This is a genomic window from Stenotrophomonas nitritireducens (assembly GCF_050984405.1).
Lineage (GTDB): Bacteria > Pseudomonadota > Gammaproteobacteria > Xanthomonadales > Xanthomonadaceae > Stenotrophomonas > Stenotrophomonas nitritireducens_B.
This window is the reverse complement of sequence record NZ_CP158790.1, coordinates 533,328-554,705: the sequence shown is the minus strand read 5'-3', so window position 1 is coordinate 554,705 and position 21,378 is coordinate 533,328. Positions and strand designations below refer to the sequence as shown.

Annotated in this window: 15 protein-coding genes; 9 read left to right on the top strand and 6 right to left on the bottom strand. The window is 68.7% G+C overall.

Annotated features, from left to right (window positions below; genetic code table 11):
* Positions 1-64: 64 nt before the first annotated feature.
* Together ABTV91_RS02315 and ABTV91_RS02310 are read right to left on the bottom strand one after the other, a co-directional pair.
* Positions 65-3,082, bottom strand: coding sequence for a TonB-dependent receptor (locus ABTV91_RS02315; protein ID WP_433853034.1), 3,018 nt, complete (start codon positions 3,080-3,082; stop codon positions 65-67).
* Positions 3,083-3,392: 310 nt separating this feature from the next.
* Positions 3,393-4,457 (bottom strand): LacI family DNA-binding transcriptional regulator, encoded by a 1,065-nt coding sequence (locus tag ABTV91_RS02310; RefSeq protein ID WP_433853033.1) that lies wholly within the window; start codon positions 4,455-4,457, stop codon positions 3,393-3,395.
* 195 nt (positions 4,458-4,652) lie between these two features.
* Here ABTV91_RS02310 and ABTV91_RS02305 point away from each other — a divergent pair, with 195 nt between their 5' ends.
* Complete coding sequence (locus ABTV91_RS02305) at positions 4,653-7,232, top strand: glycoside hydrolase family 3 N-terminal domain-containing protein (protein WP_433853032.1); 2,580 nt, start codon at positions 4,653-4,655, stop codon at positions 7,230-7,232.
* Positions 7,217-8,236 carry a glycoside hydrolase family 16 protein gene (locus tag ABTV91_RS02300; RefSeq protein ID WP_433853031.1) on the top strand — a complete coding sequence of 340 codons (1,020 nt, stop codon included), beginning with the start codon at positions 7,217-7,219 and terminating at the stop codon, positions 8,234-8,236. Before ABTV91_RS02305 ends, ABTV91_RS02300 begins: the two co-directional genes overlap by 16 nt.
* A gap of 79 nt (positions 8,237-8,315) precedes the next feature.
* Here the strand turns inward: ABTV91_RS02300 and ABTV91_RS02295 are convergent, their stop codons facing one another.
* Positions 8,316-8,936: a thymidine kinase gene (locus ABTV91_RS02295; RefSeq protein ID WP_433853030.1), complete on the bottom strand. Its 621-nt coding sequence runs from the start codon at positions 8,934-8,936 to the stop codon at positions 8,316-8,318.
* 74 nt (positions 8,937-9,010) lie between these two features.
* Here ABTV91_RS02295 and ABTV91_RS02290 point away from each other — a divergent pair, with 74 nt between their 5' ends.
* The gene (locus ABTV91_RS02290; protein ID WP_433854100.1) at positions 9,011-10,993 is read left to right on the top strand and encodes a UvrD-helicase domain-containing protein; all 1,983 of its coding nucleotides are present in this window, start codon (positions 9,011-9,013) and stop codon (positions 10,991-10,993) included.
* Between the two features lie 10 nt (positions 10,994-11,003).
* The gene (locus ABTV91_RS02285; RefSeq protein ID WP_433853029.1) at positions 11,004-11,579 is read left to right on the top strand and encodes a GNAT family N-acetyltransferase; all 576 of its coding nucleotides are present in this window, start codon (positions 11,004-11,006) and stop codon (positions 11,577-11,579) included.
* 221 nt (positions 11,580-11,800) lie between these two features.
* Here ABTV91_RS02285 and ABTV91_RS02280 read toward each other — a convergent pair whose 3' ends face one another.
* The gene (locus tag ABTV91_RS02280; RefSeq protein ID WP_433853028.1) at positions 11,801-12,460 is read right to left on the bottom strand and encodes a YceH family protein; all 660 of its coding nucleotides are present in this window, start codon (positions 12,458-12,460) and stop codon (positions 11,801-11,803) included.
* A gap of 159 nt (positions 12,461-12,619) precedes the next feature.
* On the opposite strand from ABTV91_RS02280, the gene ABTV91_RS02275 reads away from it, so the two are divergent.
* The 4 genes from ABTV91_RS02275 to plsB all read left to right on the top strand — a co-directional run bounded on the left by ABTV91_RS02275 (position 12,620) and on the right by plsB (position 18,159).
* Positions 12,620-13,534: a 5'-nucleotidase, lipoprotein e(P4) family gene (locus ABTV91_RS02275; RefSeq protein ID WP_433853027.1), complete on the top strand. Its 915-nt coding sequence runs from the start codon at positions 12,620-12,622 to the stop codon at positions 13,532-13,534.
* Positions 13,531-14,250, top strand: coding sequence for an orotidine-5'-phosphate decarboxylase (gene pyrF / locus ABTV91_RS02270; protein ID WP_433853026.1), 720 nt, complete (start codon positions 13,531-13,533; stop codon positions 14,248-14,250). Before ABTV91_RS02275 ends, pyrF begins: the two co-directional genes overlap by 4 nt.
* Positions 14,251-14,575: 325 nt before the next feature.
* Positions 14,576-15,541, top strand: a complete 966-nt coding sequence (locus tag ABTV91_RS02265) for a hypothetical protein (protein ID WP_433853025.1) — start codon at positions 14,576-14,578, stop codon at positions 15,539-15,541.
* The gene (plsB, locus tag ABTV91_RS02260) at positions 15,541-18,159 is read left to right on the top strand and encodes a glycerol-3-phosphate 1-O-acyltransferase PlsB (RefSeq protein ID WP_433853024.1); all 2,619 of its coding nucleotides are present in this window, start codon (positions 15,541-15,543) and stop codon (positions 18,157-18,159) included. Before ABTV91_RS02265 ends, plsB begins: the two co-directional genes overlap by 1 nt.
* Before the next feature lie 646 nt (positions 18,160-18,805).
* On the opposite strand, the gene ABTV91_RS02255 is transcribed toward plsB, so the two are convergent.
* Together ABTV91_RS02255 and ABTV91_RS02250 are read right to left on the bottom strand one after the other, a co-directional pair.
* Positions 18,806-19,096, bottom strand: coding sequence for a hypothetical protein (locus ABTV91_RS02255; protein ID WP_433853023.1), 291 nt, complete (start codon positions 19,094-19,096; stop codon positions 18,806-18,808).
* A gap of 288 nt (positions 19,097-19,384) precedes the next feature.
* Complete coding sequence (locus tag ABTV91_RS02250) at positions 19,385-19,927, bottom strand: hypothetical protein (RefSeq protein ID WP_433853022.1); 543 nt, start codon at positions 19,925-19,927, stop codon at positions 19,385-19,387.
* A 322-nt stretch (positions 19,928-20,249) separates the two neighbouring features.
* Between ABTV91_RS02250 and ABTV91_RS02245 the strand changes: the two genes are divergently transcribed.
* Positions 20,250-21,374 (top strand): helix-turn-helix transcriptional regulator, encoded by a 1,125-nt coding sequence (locus ABTV91_RS02245; protein WP_433853021.1) that lies wholly within the window; start codon positions 20,250-20,252, stop codon positions 21,372-21,374.
* Positions 21,375-21,378: the final 4 nt, after the last annotated feature.

Genomic DNA, 21,378 nt, shown 5'->3' with positions numbered 1-21,378 from the left:
GGAAAACGCAACGGCCGCCGGAGAGAGGGCGGCCGTTGCGGGTTGCCGGCGTCGGCCGGGTGGATCAGAACTTGTAGCGCACACCGAACATGTAGCGCGGACCGGTCTGCGAGGCGAAGCGCAGCATGTTCTTGTGCCGCGCGTACACGCGCTGGGTCTGGTCGGTGAGGTTGATGCCCTCCGCGAAGAACGACAGGTGGTCGTTCAGCGCGTAGGTCACGTTCATGTCCAGCTGGCCGTAGGCCTCGACATAGTTCGGGTTCGGGCCGGCGCCACCGATGCCGGACAGGAAGCTGTCGCGCCAGTTGTAGGCCGCGCGCACCTGCCAGTCGTACTTGTCGTAGAACAGCACCAGGTTGGCCGAATCGCTCAGGCCTACCATCGGGTACTGGTCGCCCAGGCTGGCGTTGTCGAAGCGCAGGCCCGAATCGACCTTGGTGTAGTTGGCCGACACGCCGAAACCGCTCTGGCCGAACATGTGCTGCAGGTTGAACTCCCAGCCGTAGAGTTTGTCCGAGCGCTGGTTGGCCGGCGTGGAGATCTCGAACTCGGCGACCGGATCGGTCGGCAGGCCGACGATGCTGCCGGTCTGCTGGCCGGCCGAGTTCTGCCCGGTGTGGATCACGCCCGGGTCGCCGGCGTGGTTGAGGAAGATGTAGTCGCGGATGCACACCAGGTCCGTCTGGCCGCAGCCGTTGGCCAGCGCCTCGTTCCAGTAGGCGCCGCCCACTGGCGTGTGCACGTCGTAGGGCTTGTCCTTGATGATCGTGCTGCTGATGAAGTTGGTGATGTTCTTGCGGAAGTAGCCCAGCGACGCGTAGCTGCCCTCGCCGTAGTACCACTCGAACGAGAGGTCGAAGTTCCTCGACTCCAGCGGCAGCAGGCCGGGGTTGCCGAGATTGCCGAAACCGCCCTGCGTACGCAGCAGGGTGGAGATCGACAAGCCGCCCTGGATGTCCTGCCAGCCCGCGCGGCCGATGCTTTCGCTGTAGCTGCCGCGCAGCACCATGTGGTCGTTGAGGTCGGCGCGGATGTCCAGGCTGGGCAGCCAGTAGTCGTACTCGCCGGTGAAGTCGGTGACGACCGGCTCCGTTCCCAGGGTCACGTACATCTCGTTGGCCGCGTCCCAGGAGACGTTGCTTGCTGGCGGCAGCACCTGCGCCGGCGAGCTGACCTCGGTCTTCTCGTAGCGTATGCCGGCGGCGACGTTCACCGGCACCGCCCAGTCGAAGGTGTTGCGCCACTGCAGGTAGGCGCTGCGCGACTTCTCGGTAGTGCGCAGGTCGGTGGTGAACTCGGTCGGCGCGCGGTACCACTCTTCATGACCGGTCACCTCGACCGCCCGGTCACGCAGGCGGCGGAAGTCGAACATCAGGAAACGATCGGTGAAGCGCGGGTCGTTGTGGCCGCCGAAGCTGTCGAAGTAGCGGCCCATGTTGTCCGCGTACCAGATGCTGTCGTCGTAGTCCGCCGGCGAGCCGACGCCACCCCAGGTATCGCGCTGCATCACCGCCGCGGCGGTGCGATTGTAGACCTCGGTGGAGGCCACGCCGAAATCCAGCGCCTGGTACTCGGCGAACCGGAAGCGACCGCTGGCCTGGAACTGCTCGACATCGGAATGGTTGAAGCTGTTCTGGAACACCGAGCCTGTGAGCATCGCGTGCGAGGGCTCGACCTGGGTGACGCCGGGCGCCAGGTCCACGTGCAGGATCGGGAACGCGCCGCTGAAATCCACCGAGGTATTGCCGCGGATCCAGGCGGCCGCGCCCAGCACGCCGGCCGAGCCGTACGGGCTGTCCGGGCTCGATTCGGCGCTGGAGTCGTGATAGTCGAACGCCAGGTCCAGGTTGTCGTTGACCTGCCATTCGACGTTGAAGCCCAGCGACTTCAACTCGTTGCGCGTGGCGAGTTCGACGCCGCCCATCGCCAGGTCGGCGTTGCCGGCCGGGATGTACTCCGAATACTCCAGCGGCCCGGCGATCGGTCCCTTGGTCCAGGAACTGGCGCCGGGCGCGAAGTTGAACCACACCGAAAGTTCGTTGCGCTGCTGCTGCACCTTGTTCTCGGCGTAGGTGTAATCCAGCGTGGTAGTGATGTTGTCGGCCGGCGCGAACTGCAGGGTCAGCTGGCCGTTGGTGCGCTGGCGCTGCACGCCGTTGACGCTGAGGTTGAAGTTCTGCGGACGGCCATAGATGTCGTCCGGGCCCGGCTGGTTGGTGATGTCGTAGTTCTCGTGGCCCGGTTCGCCCGGCAGCGGCAGCCGGTTCCAGCTGCCATCGTTGCCGCGGAAGGTGGGCCAGCCCGCGTCGACCGCAGCCTGGCTGTAGCCCGAGTCGCGCTCCTGGTAGCTGGCGCTCAGCGCGATGCCGAAGCGGCCATCGGCCGAGGTGTTGCTGAAGATGCCCGAGACCTCGGGCGTCAGCGACGAACCGGGATAGCTGCCCGGAAGATTGTCGGCCGAGGTATCCCACACGCCCTTCAGGCCGGCGTTGGCGTGGAAGCCGGGGTTGTCGAGCGGACGGGTGGTCTTGATGTTGATCGTGGCGCCGATGCCGCCGGTCGGCGTATCGGCGCGTGCGGTCTTGTAGACCTCCAGCGCCGACACCGCCTCGGACGCGAGATTGGCGAAATCGAACGCACGCGAGTTGGATACGCCGCCGCCGCCGGGACCGAGGTTGGACGCCGGCATCTGCCGGCCGTTGAGCAGCACCAGATTGAAGTCCGGGCCGACGCCGCGGACGGTGACCTTGGAGCCTTCGCCGCTGGCGGTACGGTCGATCGACACGCCGGAAATGCGCTGCAGCGATTCGGCCAGGTTGGTGTCCGGGAACTTGCCGATGTCCTCGGCGACGATGCCGTCGACGATGCCCGAGGCGTCGCGCTTGAGGTTCATCGACGACAGCAGGCTGCCGCGGATGCCGGTGACGGTGACGGTGTCCAGGTCGGTGGCCTGGAGGGTTTCCTGCTTGGGTGCATCAGCCTGGCCGCTGCCGGCGTCCTGGGCCAGGACGGGCGAAGCGAGCGCGAGCATCAGCGCGGAGGTCAACAGGCGCCGTTCCGGCGCAACACGAGACTGCCTCATGAATCTTCCCTCCCCGGGGATTCAGATGGGTTCTGGATGGTCGTGCGTTCGAGTGGAATCCAGCCGACAGGCTGGCGATTGGATTGGAAGTGAATTTGACAGCGTTGTCAAACAGGCGCCACAAAGGGCGGCCGATTGGCGTCAAGTGGTTGATAAAAAAGGGAAACGGAAATTTTGCGCCGCGACAAAACTCCTGCTGGCGGCAGCCGGAACGGGTGACAGCGGAAGCAATGCAGGTGATGCCGGGCAGGCCGGAGCCGCGTGTCGCGCCAGTGCGGGGCAGCGGCTCAGAGTGCCGCGTTGCTGCGCTTCAGGCCGGCGCCGGGCCAGTGGAGCGCCGCACCTGCAGCGTGTAGGCCACGTCCACCACGCCGCCGCTGCCCATCTCGCGGATCTCCTTGAGCAGTTCCTGCGCGGCCACCCGGCCCATGTCGCGGGTGGGCTGGCGCACGGTGGTCAGCGCCGGATAGATCTGGCGGGAGATCGGCGTGTCGTCGAAGCCGCAGACCGAGATATCGCCCGGCACCGACAGCCCGCGCTCGCAGACCGCGCAGATGACGCCGGCGGCCATGTCGTCGTTGGCCGCGAAGATCGCGGTCGGCCGCTCGGGCAGGTCGAGCAGTGCATTGGCGCCGGCATAGCCCGACTCATAGGAAAACTCGCCATCCACCACTAGCGCCGCCTCGTAGCGCAGCCCGGCGCGGCGCAGGCCTTCGCGGTAGCCCGCCAGGCGCCACATGGCGGCGCCGTGCGCGGCGTGGCCCTTGATGTGCGCGATGCGGGTGTGCCCGAGCGCGGCCAGGTGCGCCATCAGCGCGCAGACCGCGCCGATCTCGTCGACCACCACGCCGACGTGCCGGTTCTGTTCCTTGGCCGAGATGCTGGAATACGGAATGCCCAGGTCGACCAGCCGTTCCAGCAGCGCGGTGTCGTCGGTGAGCGGCGGGGTGAGCACGATGCCGTCCAGCTGCGACTGCATGATCAGCGATTCGACCTTGCCGACGATGTCCGCCGCGTCGTACACCAGCGGCGCCAGCATCAGGTTGTAGTGCTGCGCCTGGCAGGCGTCGAGCACGCCCAGCTCGATCTCCATCAGGTAGTTCGAGGACGGGTTGTCGAACAGCATGGCCACCAGGTACGAGCGCCGCCCCGCGAGCACGCGCGCCGACGGCAGCGGCCGGTAGCGCAGCTTCTCCACCGCCGCCTCGACCAGCGTGCGGGTGCGCTCGGATACGTTCGGTTCGTTGTTGAGCACGCGCGAGACGGTCTTCATCGACACGCCCGCCGTCGCCGCCACGTCCTCGATGCGCACGCGCCCGGGCTTGCCGGCGGTCGCCTGCGTGGATTCGGCCGCCGCCCGTTTCTTGCCAGTCATATGGTTCCCGGTTCCCGCCAGGCAGGTGCCAACGCACATGGATACAGGTGCAACTTTATCCGCAATGCGGCGTGCCGCTATGCAGCAAGCCATCATCGCGCACTGGCGCTATTCTGCATTTGCCTGACAACGCTGTCATGGTGTCCTGCACAATCGTGCGTTCCTCCAGCCCTCCGTCCAGGAAGACCCTCGCCCATGAAGCCCAGCCTTCCACACTCCCGCCCCCGCGCAGATCGCCGACGGCTGCGCCCGCTCCTGCTTGGCGCCGTGCTGGCGCTGGCCTGCGCGCCCGCCGTCGCCGCGCCGGCATCGAAGGACGCCGCCGCAGCGGTCCGCATCGACCCCGCGCACTGGCCGCAGCCGGCGTGGCCGCTGGCGCTGGACCCGGCGATGGAAAAACGCATCGACGCGCTCATGGCGGCGATGACGCTGGAGGAGAAGGTCGGCCAGGTAGTGCAGGGCGACATCGCCAGCGTCACCCCCGAGGACGTGCGCAGGTACCGGCTCGGCTCGATCCTGGCCGGCGGCGGCTCCGATCCGGGCGGCCGCTACAACGCCAGCCCGGCCGAATGGCTGGCGCTGGCCGATGCCTTCTGGGAGGCATCGATGGATACCCGTGGCGGCGGCAAGGCGATCCCGATCATCTGGGGCATCGACGCCATGCACGGCCAGAGCAACGTGGTCGGCGCCACGCTGTTCCCGCACAACGTCGGCCTCGGCGCCACGCGCAATCCGGAACTGCTGCGCGAGATCGCCCGCATCACCGCCGCCGAGACCCGCACCACCGGCATGGAATGGACCTTCGCGCCGACCGTGGCGGTGCCGCAGGACGACCGCTGGGGCCGCGCCTACGAAGGCTATTCGGAAGATCCGGCGCTGGTGGCCAGCTATGCCGGGGTGTTCGTCGAGGGCCTGCAGGGCAAGGCCGGCGCGCCGGACTTCCTCGACGACCACCACGTGATGACCACGGTCAAGCACTTCCTCGGCGACGGCGGCACCGACAACGGCAAGGACCAGGGCGACACCACGGTCGATGAAGCGCAGCTGCGCGACATCCATGCCGCCGGCTACGTGCCGGCGATCGCCGCCGGCGCGCAGTCGGTGATGGCTTCGTTCAACAGCTTCCACGGCGAGAAGATGCACGGCCACAAGCCGCTGCTGACCGACGTGCTGAAGCAGCGCATGCAGTTCGGCGGTTTCGTCGTCGGCGACTGGAACGGCCACGGCCAGGTCAAGGGCTGCAGCAACACCGATTGCGCGCAGACCTATATTGCCGGGCTGGACATGGCGATGGCGCCGGACAGCTGGAAGGGCATGTACGAAAGCACCCTGGCGCATGCGAAGGACGGCACCCTGCCGATGGCGCGGCTGGACGACGCGGTGCGGCGCATCCTGCGCGCCAAGTTCCGCATGGGCCTGTTCGAGAAACCGAAACCCTCGGCGCGCGCGCTGGGCGGCAGGTTCGAGCTGCTGGGCGCCCCGGAACACCGCGCCGTCGCGCGCCGGGCGGTGCGTGAATCGCTGGTGCTGCTGAAGAACCAGGGCGGCCTGCTGCCGCTGGCGCCGAAGCAGCGTGTGCTGGTCGCTGGCGACGGTGCCGACAACATGGCCAAGCAGGCCGGCGGCTGGACCCTGACCTGGCAGGGCGACGGCACCAGGCGCGCCGACTTCCCCAACGCCGACACCCTCTGGGACGGGCTGAAAGCGCAGGTGGAAGCGGCCGGCGGCAAGGCCGAGCTGGCCGTCGATGGCCGCTACCAGGCCAGGCCCGACGTGGCGGTGGTGGTGTTCGGCGAGGAGCCGTACGCCGAGTTCCAGGGCGACCTGCCCGACCTGATGTTCAAGGGCGGCAAGTCCGGCGACCTGGAAATGATCAGGAAATTGAAGGCCGACGGCATCCCGGTGGTGGCGGTGTTCCTCAGCGGCCGTCCGCTGTGGATGAACCGCGAGATCAACGCCGCCGACGCCTTTGTCGCCGCCTGGCTGCCGGGTTCGGAAGGCGCGGGTGTCGCCGACGTGCTGCTGCGCCGGCCCGACGGCGGCGTGCAGTACGACTTCCACGGCAAGCTGAGCTTCTCCTGGCCGCGCCGCGCCGACCAGTACGCCAACAACGTCGGCCAGAAGGACTACGACCCGCAGTTCGCCTACGGCTACGGCCTGACCTACGCCGACAACGGCGACCTGGCGGTGTTGTCCGAGGACCCGGGTGTGGACCCGGACGCTTCGCGTACCAGCGTCTGGTTCGACCGCGGCGTGGCGACCACCGGCCTGACCCTGCGCCTGACCGGCGCCGACGGCGAAGCGATGGACATCGTGCATCCCAACGCGGCGACCGCCGACGGGTCGGTGCTGATGACCGCGGTCAACACCGAGGTGCAGGAAGGCGCGCGCCAGTTCGCGTTCAAGGGCCCCGGCCGCGTCGAGCTGCGCGCGAACATGCCGCTGGACCTGGTGCGGGAAACCAACGGCGACGTACTGGCGATCGCCAGCGTGCGGGTCGATGCGCTGCCGGCCGGCGGCAAGGTGGATTACCTCGCCACCTGCGGCGCCGGCTGCAGCGGCGGGCTCGCCATCGGCGATGCGCTGGCGAAGCTGCCGCAGGGCCAGTGGGCGCGCCTTGGCGTGCCGCTCAAGTGCCTGCGCGGTGCCGGTGCCGACACCGCCAGGCTGGACATGCCGTTCGCCCTGCGCGGCAGCGCCGGCCTGCGCCTGTCGCTGGCCAGGGTGAGCATCGGCACCGACTACGACCGGAAGGTCGAATGCCCGGCGCCGTGAAGCTGCTGCTGGCGGCGGCGCTCCTGTCCGGCGGCGACGCGCAGGCCGCGCCGCCGGGCTGGGAGCTGGTGTGGCAGGACGAGTTCGACGGCCCGGCCATCGACCTGTCGAAATGGGAGCTGGAAGACAACTGCTGGGGCGGCGGCAACCACGAGCAGCAGTGCTACACCCCGCGCCGCGACCGCCAGCCGGGCGCCAACGCCTGGCTGGCCGATGGCCTGCTGCACATCGTCGCCCGCCGCGAAACCTGGACCGGCCCGGCGTCGCCGGAAGGTCGCGACGGTGCCACCGCCACGCTGCCGTACACCTCGGCGCGGCTGCGCACCAAGGGGCGGCAGGAGTGGACGTTCGGCCGTTTCGAGATCCGCGCCAAGCTGCCGGCCGGGCAGGGCAGCTGGCCGGCGATCTGGATGCTGCCCAGCGGTTCGCCGCATGGGCGCTGGGCCGCTTCCGGCGAGATCGACATCATGGAGGCGGTGAACCTGGGCACGCCCTCGGACATGCCCGGCGCCGCGCCCGGCACCCCGGAAACGCGCGTGCACGGCACCCTGCACTACGGCCGCCCGCCGCCCGGCAACGTGCATGCCGGCACCTGGCACGTGCTGCCCGGCGGCGCGAACCCGGCCGACGGCTTCCACGTCTACGCGCTGGAATGGGAACAGGACGAGATCCGCTGGTACGTCGATGGCGTGCACTACGCCAGCCAGCGCGCCGAAAACTGGTACTCGCAGCGGCAGGACGCGCGCGGCGGCTGGATCGACGCGCCGCCCGGCGCCCCGTTCGATGCCGCCTCGAAATTCCACCTGCTGCTCAACCTTGCCGTCGGCGGCGACTGGGCGGGCAAAGTCAACGCCACCGGCATCGATCCGGCCGCCTACCCGCAGGCGATGCAGGTGGACTACGTGCGGGTCTACCGCTGCGGCGCCGGCCACGCCGACGGCAGCGGCTGCGCCACGCGCGACCCGGCGGCGCAGCAGGTCGTCCCCGAGAGGCCAAAACCGTAGGAGCACACCTTGGTGCGCGATGGGCTCTACCGGGCAAGCCTCATCGCGCACCAAGGTGCGCTCCTGCGAGGATCGCCCGTTACAGCGGCAGCGGCGCCTGCATCGGCTCGATGCGGCCCTCGCCGCGGGTGATCTTCTTGAACTCGGCACGGCTGACCGACACGTAGCGGTCGTTGCCGCCGATCTCCACCTGCGGGCCGTCCTGCACCGCGAAGCCGTTTTCGTCCACGCGCACGGTCATCGTCGCCTTCTTGCCGCTGTGGCAGATGGTCTTGATCTCCTGCATCTCGTCGGCCCAGGCCAGCAGGTACTGGCTGCCCTCGAACAGTTCGCCGCGGAAATCGGTACGCAGGCCGTAGCACAGCACCGGGATGCGCAGCTGGTCGACCACCTCGCTCAGCTGCCACACCTGCGCCTTGCTCAGGAACTGCGCCTCGTCCACCAGCACGCAGCCCAGGCGCCCGTGCGTGGTCATGTCGCGTTCGACCAGCTGCTGCAGGTCGGTGTCGTGGTCGAAGGCGGTGGCCTCGGCCTGCAGCCCGATCCGCGAGGCGACCACGCCGCTGCCGGCGCGGTGGTCCAGGCGCGGGGTCAGGATCGCCACGCGCATGCCGCGCTCGCGGTAGTTGTGCGCCGACTGCAGCAGGGTGGTGGTCTTCCCGGCGTTCATCGCCGAGTAGTAGAAGTAGAGCTTGGCCATGGCGCATTTTAGCGTGCGTCGACCGCAACGGCCGATGGCTTACACTGCCGCCCTGCGACAGACCCGACCCCATGCTGGACTCCCTCAACCCCCCCCAACGCGCGGCGGTGCTGCACACCGAAGGCCCCCTGCTGGTGCTGGCTGGCGCCGGCAGCGGCAAGACCCGCGTGATCGTGGAGAAGATCGCCCATCTGATCGGCAGCGGCCGCTACAGCGCCCGCCGCATCGCCGCGATCACCTTCACCAACAAATCGGCCAAGGAAATGCGCGAGCGCGTGGCCAAGCGCCTGCGCGGCGGCCAGGCCGAGGAGGTGACCATCTGCACCTTCCACGCGCTGGGGCTGAAGTTCCTGCAGATCGAGCACGCCGCGGTGGGGCTGAAGCGCGGCTTCTCGATCTTCGACGCCGACGACGCGGCGGCGCAGGTCAAGGACCTGCTCGGCGGCAGCAACGCCAAGCCCGACGACATCGAGGACATGAAGAACCTGATCTCGCGGGCCAAGAACGCCGGCCTGTCGCCGGAGCAGGCGATGGCGGCCGCGCGCAGCAACCGCGAGAAGGACGCGGCGATGGTCTATGCGCTGTACCAGGCGCGGCTGACGGCCTTCAACGCGGTCGACTTCGACGACCTGATCCGCCTGCCGGTGCAGGTGCTGGAGGAAAACCCCGACATCGCGCTGGCCTGGCGCGAGCGCATCGGCTACCTGCTGGTGGACGAATGCCAGGACACCAACGACGCGCAGTACCGGCTGCTCAAGCAGCTGGCCGGGCCGGCCGGCAACTTCACCTGCGTGGGCGACGACGACCAGTCGATCTATGCCTGGCGCGGCGCCAATCCCGAGAACCTGCAGAACATGGCGGTGGAATATCCGTCGCTGCAGATCGTCAAGCTGGAGCAGAACTACCGCTGCTCCAACCGCGTGCTGCGCGCGGCCAACGCGCTGATCGCGCACAACCCGCACGAGCACCTGAAGACGCTGTGGTCCGACCAGGCCGACGGCGAGCGCATCCGCGTATGGGAGTGCCGCAACAGCGAGCACGAGGCGGAGAAGGTGGCCGCCGAGATCCAGTTCATCGCCACCAGCCGGCGCGTGCCGTGGAGCGATTTCTGCATCCTGTTCCGCGGCAACTTCCAGAGCCGGCCGCTGGAGAAGGCGATGCAGCTGGTCGGCGTGCCCTACCACCTGACCGGCGGCACGGTGTTCCTGGAACGGCAGGAAGTGAAGGACACCCTGGCCTGGCTGCGGCTGCTGGTGAACCCGGACGACGACACCGCGTTCATGCGCGCGGTGCAGGCGCCCAAGCGCGACGTCGGCGCCGGCACCCTGGCCAAGCTGGCCGAGCTGGCTTCGGAGAAGGGCATGTCGATGGCCCAGGCCGCCGAGGCGATGGGCGCGCTGGCGCAGCTGCCGCCGCGCGCGGCCAACAGCCTGAGCCGCTTCACCGACATCCTGCGCGCGCTGCGCATGGACATGCGGCAGATGTCCTCCGGCGACTTGGTGCGGCGCGTGTCCAAGGATTCGGGCCTGCTGGCCGAACTGCGCCACCAGGCCAAGGACACCGCCGGCTACGAACGCCGCGCCGGCAACCTGGAGGAACTGGCCTCGTGGTTCGAGAACGGCCCGCGCGGCGCCAGCGCCGCCGACATGGCCGCGCAGCTGGCGCTGATCTCGCGCAGCGACAAGGACGACGGCGGCAACCAGGTGCGGATGATGACCCTGCACGCCTCCAAGGGCCTGGAATTCCCGTACGTGTTCATCGTCGGCTGCGAAGACGGCGTGCTGCCGCACCAGGTCAGCCTCGACGAGGGCAACCTGCAGGAAGAGCGGCGCCTGCTGTATGTCGGCATCACCCGCGCCAAGATCCAGCTGTGGATGAGCTACAGCCGCCTGACCCGCAAGTTCGGCGAGCACGTGCGGCTCAAGCCCAGCCGCTTCTTCGACGAGCTGCCGGCGGCCGAAATCCAGCGCGACGGCGCCGACCCGGTGGCCGACGCCGCGCACAAGAAGGAGCGCGCGCAGGCCGGGCTGGCGGCGATCCAGGCGCTGTTCGACTAGGCGCTTGCGCATGTCCGCGGCCGGAGCGACGCTGCACGGCAACGACCGGGGACAGGGGCAGGCGATGCTGATCGAAACCGAACGACTGCGGTTGCGCCCGCTGCGCGACGACGACGGCGATACCGCGGCGATGCTGGAGCTGCTCAACGAGCCGGGCTTCCATCGCTACATCGGCGATCGCGGCGTGCGCACGCTGGAACAGGCGCGCGACTGCATCCGCGCCGGTCCGATGGCGAGCTACGAACGGCACGGCTACGGCATGTACGCGGTGGAGCGGCGCAGCGATGGCGCGTGGCTGGGCAACGCCGGGCTGGTGCACCGCGCCGCGCTGCCGCATGCCGACGTCGGCTACGCGCTGCTGGAACGCCACACCGGCCACGGGTATGCGCTGGAGGCCGTGCGGGCGGTGCTGGCGCATGCGCGGACCGCGCTGGGACTGAGTGCGCTGTGCGCGATCGTGGCGCCGGGCAACGCGCGTTCGGTCGGGCTGCTGGAAAAGCTCGGCTTCCAGGCCGATGGCACCGTGCGCCTGCCGGGCAAGGACGAGGACCTGCTGCTCTTCCTCAACAAGCCGGCAATCCGGTAGCCCGGGTTGCAGCTCCGATGCGCGGGGCGCCGGGACGGAGGTGCAGCCTCGACATGCATCGCTCCGCAGGCGAGGGCTCTGCCCCTCGCGCGGCACTCCGGGCGATGCCCCTGCGGGACAAGCCCCGCAGCTACGCCGGACGAGCCTGCAATCGAATAGCCCCCTCGCGGGGCATTCCGGGCGATGCCCCCTGCGGGGCAAGCCCCGCAGCTGCGTCTGGATCAACCGTCCAGCCGGGACTGCAGCTGCGCCAGCTGCTCCTGCAGCGCCGCCACGGTGGCTTCCAGCTGCTGCACGCGTTCTTCCAGCGCGCCGCCGTCCGCCGCGCCGGAGGAGGGCGCGCGGTACTGCACCGCCAAGGCGTCCACGTCCACCGGGCCGCCGAGCAGGTGCATGTAGCGGTCCTCGCGCTGGCCGGCGGCGCGCGGCAGCTGCACCACCAGCGCGCGCTGGATCAGGCGCCCGAGCTGGTGGCGCAGGTCCTCGGCGTCGGCGAACTTCGCCATCCGCTCGCTGCGCGTGGCCAGTTCGCCGGCGGTCTGCGGGCCGCGCAGCAGCAAAAGGCCGAGCAGCGCGACCTGCTGGCGCGGCAGGTCCAGCCTGCCGCCGAGCAGGTGTTCGTAGCGTTCGGCGCGCGCGGAGAAATGCTGGCGGGCCAGGCCCATCGTCTCCAGCTGGCGCAGCGCGTGCTGCACGTTGCCGGCGTCCAGGGCCATCACCGGGTCGCGCGCGGTCTTCTGGTTGGCCGCGGTCTGGGTGGCGTTGACGGTCAGCGGATAGGCTTCCGGCGTGGTCGATTCCTTCTCGATCAGGCAGCCGAGCACCCGCATCTGCGTGGCGTCGAGCACGGGAACGGGCGAAGGGGTGGTGGCGTCGGTCATCGTCGGCATCCGCGGGGGCGAGGGGGCGCAAGCATAGCCGAGGGCAAAACCGGGGTCCGGGCCGAACCGCGTTCGCGGCCCGCGCTCCGCCGCGCCGGGGCGGGCGGGACGGGGAGCCGGTAAACTTGCCGGGTTTTCGTTCTATCCGGTAGCCGCGCCATGTCCCGAACCCCGACCTCCCTCCTGCTCGCCGGCGCGCTGCTGTCGCTGGCCGCCTGCAGCACGCCCCGGCCGCTGGTCCACGGCGCACCTGCCGCGCCCGGTATGGTGGTCGCGGCGCCGGGCGCCGAGGCCGTGCCCGCCGACGACAACCTCAACGCGGTGCTGTGGGTGCAGAAGGCGCAGGAGTACCGCGCCCTGACCCTGCAGACATGGCGCATGGCCGCGGCCACGCTGGATCGCGCCCTGGCCGACCCGCAGTGGACCGCGCTGCTGCCCGGCGAAGGCGCCGAACTGCAGAAGCCCGGCCTGAAGCCGGCGGTGATCGTCGACATCGACGAGACCGTGCTCGACAACTCGCCGTTCCAGGCGCGCGGTGTGCTCGACGGCACGTCGTACAAGGAAGAGGACTGGGCCGCATGGGTGGCCGAGAAGCAGGCCCGGCCGGTGCCCGGCGCCCTGGAGTTCGCCCGCGCGGCCAGCGCGCGCGGCGTCACCCTACTCTACATTTCCAACCGCACCGAGCAGATGAAGGCGGACACGCTGGAAAACCTGCGCGCGGTGGGTTTCCCGGTCGCCGACGACGGCGTCTACCTGGGCAAGGGCATGGACGTGCCCGGCTGCACCCGGACCGGCGACGACAAGGGCTGCCGCCGCATCAAGGTCGCCAGCCACTACCGCGTGCTGATGCAGGTAGGCGACCAGATCACCGATTTCGGCCAGCCGCGCAGCAACGACAACGCCGACCGCGATGCGCTGCTGTCCGGGCATGACGGCTGGATCGGCGAACGCTGGTTCATGCTGCCCGGCCCGACATACGGCGGCTACGAGTCGGCGGCGGTCGGCAACGCCCATGGCCTGTCCGGGGAGCAGCGCCGGGCCCGCAAGCGCGCCGCGCTGGAGCCGGCGCGATGAGCCGCGGCCCGCTGCCGCTGCGTGCCGACGAGCGCCTGATCTTCGCGCTGGACGTGCCGGGACGCGCCGAGGCCATCGACTGGGTCGAGCGGCTGGGCGATGCCGTGTCCTTCTACAAGATCGGCATGGAGCTGCTGGCCTCGGGCGAGTACTTCGCGGTGCTCGACGAGCTCGCCAGGCGCGACAAGCGCGTGTTCGTCGACCTGAAGTTCTTCGACATTCCTGCCACGATCGCCGGCGTTGTCCGCCGCCTTTCGCAGTGGCCGGTGAGTTACTGCACGATCCACGGCTGGCACCCGGCGATGATGGAAGCCGCCGCCGCGGCCAACACCTCGGACATGCGCCTGCTGGCGGTCACCGTGCTGACCTCGATGGGCCGCGGCGACCTGGCGCAGATGGGCATCGACCGCGAGCCGGTGGACGTGGTGGTCGAGCGCGCGGTGGCCGCGCAGCGCGCCGGCATCGACGGCGTGATCGCCTCGGGCCAGGAGGCCGCGCCGATCCGCGCCGCCACCGGCGCCGGCTTCTCCATCGTCTGCCCGGGCATTCGCCCCGGCGGCCCGGCGGGCGACGACCAACAGCGCACGGTCGGCGTGGCGCAGGCGTTTGCTGACGGCGCCGACGCCATCGTCGTCGGCCGCCCGATCCGGCTGGCGCCGGACCCGCGTGCGGCGGCGCAGGGCATGCAGCATGAAATCGCGGATTTCTTTTTTTAAAAATCAACGGCTTGAGCGTTGATTCATGAAGTGTTGCATTAACTGAAGAGGGCGCGTAGGCTGTGCCCGTCCCGGCCATGCCGGCGATGTGTCACATGTCCCCGGCCCAGCCGGTTTGAGGAGGTTCGCCACCGGCAACGGGGCGGCCTCTTTTTTTATGCGCGGCTTTCTCCGCCCCCTCGTAGGAGCGACTTCAGTCGCGACGGGCTTTACCGGTGAAGCCCCATCGCGACTGAAGTCGCTCCTACAGTCCTGCAAGCACGCTTGCCGCTGTCACCGGAGAGGCCGCAAGATGCGACGGCCCCGGGGGAGGACCAACGACGCCATGCCACGCCGTTCATCTCGCAGCCGCTCGCATCTGGTGTTCCTGTCCCTGTGCGCGGTGGCGGTGCTTGCCGCCAGCTGCCGGCGGTCGCCCGAACCCCTGCCCGGCGCCGCCACCGAACCGGCCGCCGCCGTGCGCCAGCTGGTCCAGCACCTGCACGACAACGACCTGGCCGGTTACGCGCGCGCGGCGGTGCCGCCGGCGCAGTACGCCGAGCTGGAAGCGGCCTGGGCCCGGGGCCACAGCCGCTGGCCGCTGGACGAACTGCCCCTGCACGACAAGCTGCCAACCCTGCTGGCCACGCTGGCCGCGCCCGATGCCGAAACCCGGCTGCAGCGCGCATTCAAGGCTCAGATCGCCGGGCAGGCCGCCAGCGTGCGCCAGGCCGCGCATTCGCTGGGCCTGTTCGGCGAGCAGTACATCAGCCACCAGGGCGACTACAGCGACGACGAGCGCGCGCATTACGTGCAGCTGGTCAGGGCGCTCGGCGACTGGGCGCAGTCCGCCCCGCTGTCCGATCCCAAGCTGGCCGGCTCGACCATCGCCACCCTGACCGCCGCCGCGCGCGCCACCGGGCTGGACAGCGACGCCGCGCTGCAGGAAGCGGGCATGACCGGCAGCCTGCAGCGGCTGGCGCCGTTCGCCCGCGCCGTCAAGCAGGTGCTGGCCGGTTACGGGTTGTCGCTGGACGACAGCATCGCCCAGCTGCGCACCGGTCTGGTCAGCCAGCAGGGCGACCACGCCACCGTGCACGTGCAGTACCCGCTGGCCGGCAAGGACATCGACCTGCAGGTGGCGCTGGAACGCCGCCAGGGGCATTGGTACCTGGCGCGTACCCTGGCCGAGGTGGACGCGGTGCTGGCCGCCGCGCGCGCTGCCGCACTGGTGCCGGGAGAGGGCGACGCCCCGCCGCCCGGTACCGGCGATGACAGTGGGGACAGCCCGGCGGCGGCGGCTAAGCCATAATGTCGCCGATGTCGAAACAGAATTCCCGGCCCGAACAGGGCGAACTCCTGCCGTCGGGCGAGGCCAGCGCCCCGGCCTCGTCTCCCCTGCCGCCGCCCCCGGGCGGGCGGCCGCCCGTGCGCCAGGGCCGGCGTCCCCTGTGGTCGCGCCTGCTCGGCCGGCTGATCGAGCCCTGGCTGGGGCTGAAGATCGAGCCCGAGCAGCTGCAGCACGACCCGGCGCAGCCGGTGGTCTACGTGCTGGAGGACTACGGCCTGTCCAACGCGCTGATCCTGGACAAGGCCTGCCGCGACGCCGGCCTGCCGTCGCCGCTGGTGCCGCTGGCCGGCGACCCGACCGGGCGCAAGCGCGCCTACGTCGCGCTGTCGCGGCGCTCCAGCAACAACGCGCTGATCCCCGAGCAGCGCGGCGCCCGCACCCATTCCGATTCGCTGGCCCGGCTGCTGCAGGCGCACCGCGCCAACCCGGCGCTGGATGTGCAGCTGGTGCCGGTGTCGATCTTCGTCGGCCGCGCCCCGGACAAGCAGAGCGGCTGGTTCGCCGTGCTGTTCTCGGAAAACTGGGCGCTGGTCGGCCGCTTCCGCCGCCTGCTGGCGGTGCTGCTCAACGGCCGCGACAGCATCGTGCGTTTCGCCGCGCCGATTTCGCTGCGCCAGACCGTGGAGGAGGGGCTGGAGCCCGAGCGCACCGTGCGCAAGCTGCAGCGCGTGCTGCGCGCGCACTTCCGCCGCATCCGCGAATCGATCATCGGCCCGGATCTTTCCACCCGCCGCCTGCTGGTGGACAAGGTGCTGGAAGCGGACACGGTGCGCGAGGCCATCGCCGCGCAGGCCAAGCGCGACAACTCCAAGCCGACCGACGCCTGGAAGAAGGCGCAGGCCTATGCCTGGGAGATCGCCGCCGACTACTCCACCCCGGTGGTGCGTTCGGCCAGCTTCCTGCTCAGCCACGTCTGGAACCGCATCTACGCCGGCGTGCTGGTCCACCACCTGGACAAGTTCAAGGAAGCCGCGCCCGGGCATGAAGTCGTCTACGTGCCCAGCCACCGCAGCCACATGGACTACCTGCTGCTGAGCTACCTGCTGTACGACCGCGGCATCGTGCCGCCGCACATCTTCGCTGGCATCAACCTCAACCTGCCGGTGGTCGGCACCCTGCTGCGCAAGGGCGGCGCGTTCTTCGCGCGGCGCAGCTTCCGCGGCAATCCGCTGTACTCGGCGGTGTTCTCTGAATACATGGCGCAGCTGGTCTCCGGTGGCTATTCCATCGAGTACTTCGTCGAGGGCGGGCGCTCGCGCACCGGCCGCCTGCTGCAGCCCAAGGGCGGCGTGATCTCGATGACGCTGCGTGCGTTCCTGCGCCAGCCGCGCAAGCCGGTGCTGTTCCAGCCCATCTACATCGGCTACGAGAAGCTGATGGAGGGCAACAGCTACCTGGACGAACTGTCCGGCCGGCCGAAGGAGAAGGAATCGATCTGGGCGCTGCTGTGGGGCATCCCCAAGGTGCTCAAGCAGAACTACGGCCAGGTGGTGGTGAACTTCGGCGAGCCGATCGCGCTCAACGACGTGCTGGCCGAGCATGCCCCCGAGTGGGATGGCCAGCCGGTGCCCGAGGACGAGAAGCCGGCGTGGCTGATGAAGACCGTCGATACGCTGGCGCAGAACATCAACGTGCATGTCAATGCCGCCGCCGACGTCAACCCGATCAACCTGCTGGCGCTGGCGCTGCTGTCCACGCCCAAGCACGCCATGGGCGAGGCCGACCTGATCGCGCAGATCGAGCTGTGCAAGAAGCTGCTGGTGGAGATGCCGTACTCGGACCGGGTGACGGTCACCCCGCACTCGCCGGAGCGCATCATCGCCCACGCCGAGGAAATCAACGTCCTCACCCGCGTCAAGCATCCGCTGGGCGACGTGCTCAGCGTCAGCGGCGACACCGCGGTGCTGCTGAGCTACTTCCGCAACAACGTGCTGCACCTGTTCACCGCGTCCTCGTGGGTGGCGTGCTGCTTCCAGAACAACCGCCGCATGAGCCGCGCCGGCCTGCTGCGGCTGGGCCGCGGCCTGTACCCGTTCCTGCAGCAGGAACTGTTCCTGCCGTGGACCGAGGACGAGTTCGCCGCGCGCATCGAGCAGACCATCAACGTGTTCGTGCGCGAAGGCCTGCTGCAGCAGGTGGGCGAGGACGAAGGCGGCATGCTCGCGCGCAGCACTGGCCAGACCGACGAGGTGTTCCGCCTGCGCGCCATCGGCCATTCGCTGCAGCAGGCGTTCGAGCGTTACTACATCGCCATCTCGGTGCTGGTGAAGAACGGCCCGGGCGTGCTTGGCGCGGCGGAACTGGAGAGCCTGTGCCAACAGGCCGCGCAGCGCCTGAGCCTGCTCTACGCCCCGGCGGCGCCGGAGTTCTTCGACAAGACCCTGTTCCGCGGCTTCATCCAGAAGATGCGCGAACTGCGCCTGGTCTGGCCGGACGAGAACAGCAAGCTGCTGTTCGACGACCGCCTCGACGCCTGGGCCAAGGACGCCAAGTTCATCCTCGGCCGCGAACTGCGCCACACCATCGAGCGCGTGAGCCCGGAAGCGGTGAAGCCGGAGGAGCCGGTTTCGCAGGTATAGGTCCTGGGACGCCCGCTTCGGATTGGATCAGCAGGGTGGGCATTGCCCACTCCTCCGGCCGCTGACTCGATATTGATATCCGCTGCTTGCCGCGGGATGAATCGAACCGGCCTCAGCCGCGTACTCCCACGCTTCTGGGTTTAGGTGGTGGCGGGCAGTTGTTCTGTTTCGGGTCGCAGGCCATCCGTTCGTGCATCTGTCGCCTGACGGTTTCCATCAGGCCACGCAGCTTCATTGGCATTTCCTTTGTCCTAGTTTCCGGAAACAACCCGCGTTGGACTCCCGCCGCCGCGATACGGGTCGTAGGTAGGCATGCGCAGATCGCCCACTTTCAGCTTTCGGCCACAGTTGAAACCGCTGCCGCCGTGTTCCGGCGTCGGCGCCTAGCCCTCGCCACCGGGACAGCCGGCCATGCCCAGCGGCGCGTCGAGCGTGGGATACCAGAACAGCAGGTTCTGCAGTGGCCCCATGCACTGGTATTCGGTCTGCCTGGCCATCTCGTTGCGACGCGCGCGGCACCATGCCTTGGCTGAGCCGTGATCCACCGATGCGGCAGCCGCTTTCGGCGTGGAAGAAACTGCGGCAGTACCGGCCGAGCTTGGGGACAAGGCCTGCTGTCTGTTCGATGCTTCGACGAAAGGCCGCATCACCCGCTCACGTTCTGCCGCTGCGGCGCGCTCGCGTTCCGTCGCCAAACGTTGGCGCGCAGGGCTTCTTCGCGCGCCTTCGCGGCCTGCTGCTGGGTGGTCATCGTGCTGCTGGCAGCAGCACCCGCTGCGGCGATGCCATTGGTCGCGCGCGCACCGCCACCGCTTGCCCCCGCCTGCCGTTGCTGCGCAGCGGCCAGGTGGCGTTGCTGTTCCGCCTGCCGTTCCAGCCGGGCGCTTTCTCCCACCAAACCGCTGCCGTTCCAAATCACGTTGGCGTTGCTGGTCAACGGGCTTCGGCTTCGCGGCGCACGCTGTCCAAGAATCGCTGCCGCTGCGCGTCCTCCTGCTGCTTCTTCGCCATTTCCCCGCCAAACGTGTTGACGAGTACATCGAATGCATTGGTAGCGACGTTCTGCTATGGCACGTCCTCTCCCGCATAGTCGTCATCATTGCCATGGGCAAATGCTTCCTCTTGCATGCGTAGTTCTTTCTGCTGCCGTTGTGCTGCAGCTTTCTGTTCGCTTTTGGCCCTTCGAGTGTCTCTCTTGGGGCGCATAGATTTCATCGATTTCAGTTCAGAAGGAGAACGAAGCCATGACAACAATGCCTCCTCTGCTTCTGGTCTTGTAGCGGACACCACTCTCCCCTTGGGGAAGCGGATGATTGGCAATGATTCCGTCGCCGAGCGTTCGCGACGACGGATCGACCATGTATCCGACGCCGATGTTGAAGCTGTTGTCTTTATCCTTCGAGCGCCGAAAGCCCAGCATTGCGCCAATGCCGGCGGCCTCGATGAGTCGATCGTTGCCTGACATGACGCCCACGAAGGGCCCTATCCCCCAGGTCCCAGGCTCCTGTACTCCTAGAAGCCGCTTGTTGGGAGTGAACAGGTAATGACTTTCCAAGAGAATGCGGGCGACCGCGTTCTTTTCGCTGTCTACTCGAACGATGCCATTGACAACGCTGGCGGATTCGATTCGCTTTTCCCAGTCAAAAGTCACGGAAAGGCCAACACCCATCTTTATTCCACTCAGCTCCGGACCGTCATCCTGAGCGGCGGCATGTCCGTTGAACGGCAGAACGCTAAGCAACAAGAACAACATCAGGTTGTGCTTCATAGCTCCTCCTTTAAGCGCCAAATGGAAGACGGGTAACGGCACCCCCGCTTCTGCAAGAATCAATAGCCGATGGCTAGGTTCTGTGTAGTTCCCCCTCATAGCGCTGGGTAGCCCTGGCTGCCCCATGGCTCGTTACCGGCGCGCTGTCCTCCACAGTTGACCGCACCCACAAAACCCAAAGACACTCCCAGTCGGGGCTTGACAACAGGGGGAATGCCTTGGATAGGGGGTGTCAGTTGGCGGCGGTAGCACGGGGGGGGAATGACGTACCCGCGATCACAGATGACGCCGCCCACGGCCGGACATGCCGGGGAGGCGCCGCATGTTTGACAGGCGCGTGCTGAGCGAGCTGCTGGAGCCGCTGTATGCCTCGGTGCTGGATTTCTCCGCGCTGGATACTTTCAACCAGCGGTTGGCGGAGGCGACCGACAGCCACATCACCGGCGTGCTGATCCACGACGTCGCCGCTGGTCGCGCGGGCATCAGCTGCATCCATGGCGTCGATATCGCATTGATGGATGCGCTGCTGCCCGATCTGGATCTGAACGACGATCCGATGATGCGGCGTGTAACGCCGCAGCTGGATACCGGCAAGGTGCTCGACAGCGAGGATTTCATGACCCGCACCGAGTTCCAGCGCAGCGATTTCTACAATGCCTACTACCGCAGGCTCGGCATCGTGCAGCAGGTGGCGTCGGTGGGGCTGTTCGATGGCGCAAGTTCGGTAACGCTGTCGCTGTGCCACGGCGACCAGAAACGGAAATACGGCGAGGCCGAGCTCGGCCTGCTGCGGGCGCTGACCCCGCACTGGATCAATGCCTACGCGATGCTGCGGCGCATGCACGGGCTGGAGCGGCAGGTGGAGACGCTCGAGCAGGCCCTGGCGTTCTCGCCGGTGGCGATGTTCGTGCTGGGCGAGGATCTGCGCATCGTGCGCGGCAACGCCGCGGGCGAGGCGCTGCTGCAGGGTGGCCTGCTGAGGCGCGAGGCGGGCGTGCTGGCGGCCAGGGGCGCACCCGGGCTTGAGCTGCATGGCCTGCTGCAGCGGGCGCTGCGCGGCGCCAGCCGATTGCCGGGCGGGGACGTGGAGCGGCTGGTCCTGCGCGACGCCGGTGAGCATCCCGCGCTGGCGCTGACTGCCCACCGCCTGGTGGAGTGGTCGCCGCGCGAGCAGGGGGCCCTGCTGGTATTCGTGCGCGAGGTCAGGCGGGCGCCTCCCTCGCTGAAGTCGGCCTTGCAGGCACTGTTCAATCTGACCGAGGCCGAGGCGCGCCTGGCGATGTCGCTCTACCGCACCGCCGATGCCGCGATGGCGGCCAGGGAGTGCGGCATCACGCCGGGAACGGCGCACGGCCGGCTGAAAATGATCTACGACAAGACCGGCGAACGCGGGCAGGCGAGCCTGGTGCGGCTGGTGGCGGCGGTGGCTGGCACCTGCGGCGGATGATCAG

Bases quoted from the DNA above. Each gene is read 5' to 3' on its own strand.
- pyrF (WP_433853026.1), top strand. From the start codon at position 13,531: ATGAGCCGCGGCCCGCTGCCGCTGCGTGCCGACGAGCGCCTGATCTTC.
- ABTV91_RS02315 (WP_433853034.1), bottom strand. From the start codon at position 3,082: ATGAGGCAGTCTCGTGTTGCGCCGGAACGGCGCCTGTTGACCTCCGCG.
- plsB (WP_433853024.1), top strand. From the start codon at position 15,541: ATGTCGCCGATGTCGAAACAGAATTCCCGGCCCGAACAGGGCGAACTC.
- ABTV91_RS02305 (WP_433853032.1), top strand. From the start codon at position 4,653: ATGAAGCCCAGCCTTCCACACTCCCGCCCCCGCGCAGATCGCCGACGG.
- ABTV91_RS02245 (WP_433853021.1), top strand. From the start codon at position 20,250: ATGTTTGACAGGCGCGTGCTGAGCGAGCTGCTGGAGCCGCTGTATGCC.
- ABTV91_RS02285 (WP_433853029.1), top strand. From the start codon at position 11,004: ATGTCCGCGGCCGGAGCGACGCTGCACGGCAACGACCGGGGACAGGGG.
- ABTV91_RS02265 (WP_433853025.1), top strand. From the start codon at position 14,576: ATGCCACGCCGTTCATCTCGCAGCCGCTCGCATCTGGTGTTCCTGTCC.
- ABTV91_RS02280 (WP_433853028.1), bottom strand. From the start codon at position 12,460: ATGACCGACGCCACCACCCCTTCGCCCGTTCCCGTGCTCGACGCCACG.
- ABTV91_RS02295 (WP_433853030.1), bottom strand. From the start codon at position 8,936: ATGGCCAAGCTCTACTTCTACTACTCGGCGATGAACGCCGGGAAGACC.
- ABTV91_RS02300 (WP_433853031.1), top strand. From the start codon at position 7,217: ATGCCCGGCGCCGTGAAGCTGCTGCTGGCGGCGGCGCTCCTGTCCGGC.
- ABTV91_RS02310 (WP_433853033.1), bottom strand. From the start codon at position 4,457: ATGACTGGCAAGAAACGGGCGGCGGCCGAATCCACGCAGGCGACCGCC.
- ABTV91_RS02250 (WP_433853022.1), bottom strand. From the start codon at position 19,927: ATGAAGCACAACCTGATGTTGTTCTTGTTGCTTAGCGTTCTGCCGTTC.
- ABTV91_RS02275 (WP_433853027.1), top strand. From the start codon at position 12,620: ATGTCCCGAACCCCGACCTCCCTCCTGCTCGCCGGCGCGCTGCTGTCG.